The 6,938-nt window shown below is 55.3% G+C and carries 7 protein-coding genes; 3 read left to right on the top strand and 4 right to left on the bottom strand.

What is annotated here, in order from left to right; all coding sequences use genetic code 11:
* From ACXJ5O_RS15090 to ACXJ5O_RS15080, 3 genes are all read right to left on the bottom strand, one after another.
* A partial coding sequence (locus tag ACXJ5O_RS15090) for a 4-hydroxyproline epimerase (RefSeq protein ID WP_457300594.1) occupies positions 1 to 948 on the bottom strand: 948 nt, incomplete at its 3' end.
* An 8-nt stretch (positions 949 to 956) separates the two neighbouring features.
* Positions 957 to 2,213: an NAD(P)/FAD-dependent oxidoreductase gene (locus ACXJ5O_RS15085; RefSeq protein ID WP_457300593.1), complete on the bottom strand. Its 1,257-nt coding sequence runs from the start codon at positions 2,211 to 2,213 to the stop codon at positions 957 to 959.
* Between the two features lie 16 nt (positions 2,214 to 2,229).
* Positions 2,230 to 3,123: a dihydrodipicolinate synthase family protein gene (locus ACXJ5O_RS15080; protein ID WP_457300592.1), complete on the bottom strand. Its 894-nt coding sequence runs from the start codon at positions 3,121 to 3,123 to the stop codon at positions 2,230 to 2,232.
* A 73-nt stretch (positions 3,124 to 3,196) separates the two neighbouring features.
* Here ACXJ5O_RS15080 and ACXJ5O_RS15075 point away from each other — a divergent pair, with 73 nt between their 5' ends.
* Positions 3,197 to 3,850 carry a GntR family transcriptional regulator gene (locus ACXJ5O_RS15075; protein ID WP_457300591.1) on the top strand — a complete coding sequence of 218 codons (654 nt, stop codon included), beginning with the start codon at positions 3,197 to 3,199 and terminating at the stop codon, positions 3,848 to 3,850.
* A gap of 35 nt (positions 3,851 to 3,885) precedes the next feature.
* On the opposite strand, the gene ACXJ5O_RS15070 is transcribed toward ACXJ5O_RS15075, so the two are convergent.
* The gene (locus ACXJ5O_RS15070) at positions 3,886 to 5,382 is read right to left on the bottom strand and encodes a CoA-acylating methylmalonate-semialdehyde dehydrogenase (RefSeq protein WP_457300590.1); all 1,497 of its coding nucleotides are present in this window, start codon (positions 5,380 to 5,382) and stop codon (positions 3,886 to 3,888) included.
* 131 nt (positions 5,383 to 5,513) lie between these two features.
* On the opposite strand from ACXJ5O_RS15070, the gene ACXJ5O_RS15065 reads away from it, so the two are divergent.
* Together ACXJ5O_RS15065 and ACXJ5O_RS15060 are read left to right on the top strand one after the other, a co-directional pair.
* Positions 5,514 to 6,395: a LysR family transcriptional regulator gene (locus ACXJ5O_RS15065; RefSeq protein ID WP_457300589.1), complete on the top strand. Its 882-nt coding sequence runs from the start codon at positions 5,514 to 5,516 to the stop codon at positions 6,393 to 6,395.
* 71 nt (positions 6,396 to 6,466) lie between these two features.
* Positions 6,467 to 6,865 carry a DUF3011 domain-containing protein gene (locus ACXJ5O_RS15060; RefSeq protein ID WP_457300588.1) on the top strand — a complete coding sequence of 133 codons (399 nt, stop codon included), beginning with the start codon at positions 6,467 to 6,469 and terminating at the stop codon, positions 6,863 to 6,865.
* The last annotated feature ends 73 nt before the right edge of the window (positions 6,866 to 6,938 follow it).

Here is a 6,938-nt window from a genome sequence, read left to right as displayed (position 1 = left end):
GTTATATCCTGTCATGCGCGCCCACCCTGCAATTGATGGAATGATTGCCGGCTTTCCTGCCACGCTGCTGGCCTCTTCGACCCTGCCATGAAACAGCGAGCCGATTATGGATTCGTGCACGAAATCATCGCCTGGTTTCAGCTTCCCCTTGGCCGCTAACTGCGCCATACGGGCGGATGTTCCGGTTCCACAGGGCGAACGATCGATCGCCTTATCCCCATAGAAAACCGCGTTGCGTGCATGGGCTTCTGGTTGCGTCGGCGCGCCGGTCCAAAGAATATGGCTGAGGGTATTGATATCGTGCTTTTCTGGATGCTGAAACGAATGGCGCTCATTTAGGCGCTCCCGGAGTATCGGACTCCAGCCGATAAGATCGAGCGCTCGATAGTCGGCAATATCCGTGAAATTCTCCTGGGGATCGACGATCGCATAGAAGTTCCCGCCATAGGCAACATCGACGAACAACGTTCCTAAATCCGGACATTCGACCTCCAACTTCTCGGCATAAAGAAATGCGGGAACATTGGTAATCCGCACACTGGAGACGTATTGGCCGTCTAGTTCGTACTCCGCGATCACGAGCCCGGCGGGTGTATCGAGCTTAAGGATACCTGGTGTCTTCGGTGTTATCAGGCCGTGTTCGATCGCCATCGTCACGGTACCGATCGTTCCATGTCCACACATGGGTAGGCAGCCCGACGTTTCGATGAACAGCACCGCCACATCGCAATCGTCACGGGTAGGAGGATAGAGAATCGATCCGGACATCATGTCGTGCCCCCGAGGCTCGAACATCAGTCCTGTACGGATCCAGTCGAATTCCGCCAGGAAATGCGCCCGCTTTTCCATCATCGTCGAACCGGAAAGATTGGGGCCGCCCCCCGCTACCAGACGTACTGGATTGCCACAAGTATGACCATCGACACAGAAAAAGGAATGGCGCGCCATGATACTCCTTAGAAACGTTGCGGGCTGAATGGTCCGATCGGAATTGAAGGCTTTGTTCCAACAATCAAATCCGTGATCAAGCGTCCCGTTGCCGCCGATTGTGTCAGTCCAAGATGGCCGTGACCAAAAGCATAGAGAACATTTTTGCTGGTTCTTGCATAGCCGATAATCGGTAATGAATCTGGCGAGGACGGCCGATATCCCATCCACTGCCTACCGCCCGAAGTATCGAGGTCAGGCATAAACATTTTCGCCTTCGTCAACATCGCTTCGGATCGTTTGTAGTTTGGTGGCAGATCCAGTCCACCAAACTCGACTGCGCCGCCGATACGGATACCGGTTTGGAGCGGCGTTACCACAAAGCCGTGGCCCGAGAAAATAAGCTGGCGCTTGAGATCGAATGCCCCCACCGGCAGAGTTGTATTATAGCCTCGTTCGGTCTCAAGAGGAATTGCATCACCCAAACTCGTTGCCAGCCGATGCGACCACGCACCAGCGGCAATAATCAGTTTTGCAGCTTCAATACGTGTGCCGTCTGCCAGCTGAATTGTCGCACCTTTTTCGTTTGCTGTAATAGCACTGACCTCGGCACACAGAAATTCAGCGCCAAGACGAACTGCGTAACCCCACATACCCTTACCCACATACTGAGGATCACTGACCGTCTTCCAGCCGGGCACAAAGGTACCAGCAACAAAGCGCGATGCGAGACCGGGTTGGCTTGTGGCAAGCTCCTCGCCGCGCAGATGCTCAAAGGGAATGCCCGCTCTCTTTCGGGCATTCCAGCCGGGGAGGGCTGCATTCAGTTCTTCTTCGCTTTCATAAAGTTCAAGTGAACCATCCTCGCGCACCATATGGCGAATACTTGCGCGGTCCATTAAACCGAGCATTTCCGGCTCGGCAAGCCGCATCAGCGCGCCCTGCGCCTGTACGGTCCGCTCCAGCGCGTCAGCACGACTGGCGCGCCAGAACCGGTAGAGCCACGGTGCGAGCTTCGGCAGATATGATGGACGAATTGAAAATGGCCCGAGGGGGTCGACAAGCCAACCCGGTACCTTGGCAAGAATGCCCTTCGAAGCCATGGGAAGAATATCGGAAAATGCCAATGCCCCGGCGTTGCCGGCGCTTGTCCCTTCACAGATACCCTGCCTGTCGATAACAAGCACCTTGTGCCCCATCTCGGCGAGATAGGCAGAAACGACGATGCCGACAATGCCGGCACCTACGATAACAATTTCCTTTGTGTCCGAACTTTGGCCGCCCATCAATCAGCCGACTGGCTCAGAGCGCAGGGAGTTTCGGGCGGGATGCTATCGCGTCCATGACGGTCTTCTCGACAGCAGCACGGCGTTCGCCACGGAGCGGCTGACGCGGCAGACGAACACGGTCATTTGTTCCGATTTCATGTACTTCCGCCAATTTGATATTCTGTACAAGGTATGTGGAAACATCTAGGTCGAGAAGCGGACGGAACCAGCGATAAATTTCCAGTGCCTCGGCATAGCGTTCAGCCATGACCAGCTTGTATATAGCGACAGTTTCCTTCGGGAAAGCAGTGACGAGGCCGGCTACCCAGCCGATGGCGCCCGCGGTCAACGCTTCGAAGGCGAGATTGTCGACCCCCGTAAACAGATCATACCGGGTACCGAACATGTTGATGATATCTGTCGTACGGCGAATATCATCGGAAGATTCCTTGATCGCGACGAAATGCTGATCTGACGCAAGTTCCGTCAGAATTTCACTCGTTACGTCGACGCGGTAAGCAATGCGATTGGAATAGATCATTACAGGCAAGTCGCCCGCTGCCGCCACAGCTTTCAGCGTTGTCACTGTTTCTTCGGGGTCTGTGTGGTAGATCGGGCTTGGAACGAGCATCAGGCCGTCCGCACCAGCTTTGGCAGCGCGTTTTGCCAGCGCGGCACCATCACGTGTTGCCGCTTCATTGATGGTCAGGAGCACGGGCCTGCCTTTGGCAACGCGCTGCGCAATCTTCAAGACCTCAAGTTTCTCATCATGGCTAAGCATCGGCCCTTCGCCAAGAGACCCTGCCACGATCAATCCGTCGCAGCCTGCATCCATCAGCAGCGCAAAGCAGCGTTCCATTTCACCATGATCGAGACTATCATTCGCTGTGAATTTGCTGGTAACTGCCGGAAATACACCTGACCACATGACGCTTGCTCCTTCTTGATATATCACAAATATATCTGTAACACTTATGGCTGTCAATCCGAGAGAACGACTTATGTATCAAACGACCATCCACACGGTTGCACAAACGGGCGAGAGCCTGGCGGAGCTCGCCTATCGCCAGTTGGAGGAGATGATCGTAACACTGAAACTGGAACCCGGCTCGATCGTCAACGAAAGGGCGCTGACGGATATCACAGGGATGGGCCGCACTCCGGTGCGTGAGGCAGTACAAAAGCTTGCTTGGGAAGGCCTCATGGAAATCCGGCCCCGTTCCGGCATCGCCATAGCCCCGCTCAATTTGCAGGATTTCGGTAAAATACTGGACACCCGCGAGGGGGTGGAACGCGTCCTTGCCCGCGATGCCGCCCGCTATGGTGCAGCCCTGCACCACAAGCGATTAAAGGACGCCTCCGACGCCATGAGCACCGCTCTTGCATCTGACGATGTCAGTCGATTCCTTATAGCAGACAAAATTTTCGATACTGTGCTTGGCCAAGCAGCTGAAAACCCGTTTGCTGCCCGGCTTGCGTCACCGCTTCAAACCCATAGCCGACGTTTTTGGTTCCGCTTACAGAGACCCGGAAGCCTTCAGCAATCAGGAGGCGCTCACAAGGCATTGATAGAAGCAATCATTGCCGGCGCACCCGATCGAGCGTCTGAAGAGGCCACCAAACTTATTGATCATTTGCGTACCTTGGCACCTTAAAGAAAATGCCGCCGGAGACCGGCGGCATTTGTGTTTCATTTCATCGTGGGAATAACGAACTCTGCACCGTCCTTGACACCGGACGGCCAGCGGGACGTGACAGTCTTGGTCTTCGTGTAGAAGCGGAACGCATCGGGACCGTGCTGGTTGAGATCGCCGAAACCAGAGCCCTTCCAGCCGCCGAAGGTATAATAGGCAATCGGAACCGGGATCGGCACGTTGATACCGACCATTCCGACCTGAACACGAGAGGCAAAATCGCGGGCCGCATCGCCATCACGCGTGAAAATTGCAACGCCATTGCCGTATTCATGTTCGTTTGGCAGGCGTATCGCGTCCTCATAAGTATCGGCGCGAACGATACCCAAGACCGGTCCGAAGATTTCTTCTTTATAGATCCGCATGTCTGGCGTCACATGATCAAACAGGCAGCCGCCCATGTAGAAACCGTTCTCATAGCCTTGCATCGTGAAACCACGACCATCGACCACGAGTTTGGCACCTTCTTCCACGCCGAGATTCACGTAACCCTGGATGCGCTCCAGCGCCTGTTTGGTGACAACCGGACCATAATCGGCAGACATGTCGGTCGAAGGGCCAACCTTCAGGCTTTCAACGCGAGGGATCAGCCGCTCGACAAGGCGATCAGCCGTGTCCTTGCCAACTGGTACCGCCACGGAAATGGCCATGCAACGCTCGCCGGCGGAACCATATCCCGCACCAATCAGTGCATCGACGGTCTGATCCATATCGGCATCCGGCATAATGATCATGTGATTCTTGGCGCCGCCAAAGCACTGGGCACGCTTGCCGTTCGCCGTCGCACGAGTGTAAATGTACTGAGCAATCGGGGTTGAGCCAACAAAGCCGACAGCCTTGATGTCCGGGTCGTCAAGGATCGCATCAACCGCTTCCTTGTCACCATTGACGACGTTGAAGATGCCCGCAGGAAGCCCCGCTTCGATGAAAAGCTCTGCAAGGCGCATAGGCACGCCCGGATCGCGTTCTGAAGGTTTCAGAATAAAGGCGTTACCAGACACGATTGCCGGGCCGGCTTTCCATAGCGGGATCATTGCAGGAAAATTAAACGGGGTGATGCCGGCAACTACCCCGAGAGGCTGCCGCATTGAATAGACATCGATGCCAGTTCCGGCACTATCAGAAAACTCGCCCTTCAGCATATGCGCTGCACCGAGGCACACCTCGACCACTTCCAGACCGCGTTGAATATCACCCCTGGCATCGGGGATTGTCTTGCCATGCTCGCGCGCCAGAAGTTCGGCCAAAGAGTCATATTCGGCTTCTACCAATTCGAGGAACTTGCGCATGACACGCACCCGGCGCTGCGGGTTGGTTGCCGCCCAAGCGGGCTGCGCAGCTTTTGCATTCTCTACTGCAGCGCGAACTTCCGCCGGTGTCGCAAGTGCAACGCGGCCCTGAACAGTTCCGTCCATCGGTTGAAAAATCTCGGTCGTGCGACCGCTGGTTCCGGCGACATGCTTGCCACCGATGAAATGTCCTACGTCACGCATAGCGAATAACCTCCCGGTAATAGTTGGATTTCTGTTGCGACCATCATCGCGCTTCAAAAACTTTATTGCAAGCCAAGCAAAAGCGTATCCGTTGTGCAAAAATTGAAGTACGACTTGCGCGGGAGGCTTCTATGAATTGGGATGACGTACGTATTTTCCTGGCTGTTGCACGGTCCGGACAAATTCTCGGGGCCGCAAGACGTCTAGGGCTTAACCACGCGACAGTTGCGCGACGGCTGACAGCGCTGGAGAACGATCTTAATACAAAGCTTCTCACCCGGCGTACCAATGGATGTGAACTCACGCACGCAGGCGAAGAGTTTCTATTGTCTGCGGAGCGCATGGAAGCGGAAATGCTATCCATCCGCTCGTCGCTAGGCGATGCCGACGTCGCCATCTCCGGATCAGTTCGGATTGGCGCGCCGGATGGGTTTGGCGTGACTTTCCTAGCACCAAGATTGGCGTTGCTGACAGCCCGATATCCAGACTTGAAAATACAGTTGGTGCCGGTCCCCCGCTCATTTTCGCTTTCCCGGCGCGAGGCCGATATTGCCATCACGGTTGATCGCCCCGATCAAGGACGCCTTGTAGCGCGCAAGCTCGTCGATTACAGCCTCGGCCTCTACGCCAGCCGTTCCTACCTTGCTGAACGTAAGGCGCCGCAGACGGTGGATGAGCTCTCGACGCATCGCCTTGTGGGATACGTCGATGACCTCGTCATCAGCCCGTCGCTGAACTACGCGCCTGAAATCACTCGTGACTGGAAAGCAGCCTTTGAGATTTCAAGTGCGCTTGGACAGGTCGAGGCGGTGCGGGCTGGCGCAGGCATCGGAATACTCCACATGTTCATTGCGCGCGAGCATGAAGATCTTGTGCCGGTACTGCCAGAACGCACCATTCACCGGTCCTATTGGTTGGCCTATCATGAATCCGTTCGTACGCTTCGCCGTATCGCTGCGGTCTCCAATTTCATTTCCGATATAGTGAACCATGAAAACGCGCGATTCTCCTGAATAAGATACAGTTTCATGGGCCAAATAATGATTAACCACCGCGGAACAAAAATCGCCAACTCGACTTTAAAATGGTGCACCATAATGGTGATTCGAAACCGTATCGGAGAGGGAAAATGTACCGATATATCCTGGCATTCGCTGTAGTCTTTGGCGGCGCGCAATTCTTGCCGGTGGTGCCCGCGCAGGCACAAGATTCCGTCAGATGCGAATCGCGCAACTTTAGATACAGGGAATGCGATGCCGACATGCGCCGCCCGCGTGTTGCAAGGCAGATTTCAAAAAGACCCTGCATAGCTGGTGACAGCTGGGGCTACAATCGCGGCGCTATCTGGGTAGATAAGGGTTGTGCTGCGGTCTTCACCGATTCTAGACGCGGCCGGGACAGATACCGGGAAGATGACCGATACGACGATCGGTACCCTCGCCGCCGGCGTGACAATGGCGTCGAACTTGAACTCGACCCTTAGGCATTTACTCTGAGCTGAGTGCTACTGCTGGCTGGAGCCGTGAGGCGTTCCTGGCCGGCAGGTACCCAAAGAC

The organism is Phyllobacterium sp. P5_D12, assembly GCF_054049495.1.
Note: the sequence above shows the minus strand (reverse complement) of the source record. Positions and strands in the feature narration are given on the sequence as shown.

Coding starts and splice junctions, on each gene's coding strand:
- ACXJ5O_RS15085 (WP_457300593.1), bottom strand. CDS start 2,213: ATGGGCGGCCAAAGTTCGGACACAAAGGAAATTGTTATCGTAGGTGCC.
- ACXJ5O_RS15080 (WP_457300592.1), bottom strand. CDS start 3,123: ATGTGGTCAGGTGTATTTCCGGCAGTTACCAGCAAATTCACAGCGAAT.
- ACXJ5O_RS15075 (WP_457300591.1), top strand. CDS start 3,197: ATGTATCAAACGACCATCCACACGGTTGCACAAACGGGCGAGAGCCTG.
- ACXJ5O_RS15070 (WP_457300590.1), bottom strand. CDS start 5,382: ATGCGTGACGTAGGACATTTCATCGGTGGCAAGCATGTCGCCGGAACC.
- ACXJ5O_RS15065 (WP_457300589.1), top strand. CDS start 5,514: ATGAATTGGGATGACGTACGTATTTTCCTGGCTGTTGCACGGTCCGGA.
- ACXJ5O_RS15060 (WP_457300588.1), top strand. CDS start 6,467: ATGGTGCACCATAATGGTGATTCGAAACCGTATCGGAGAGGGAAAATG.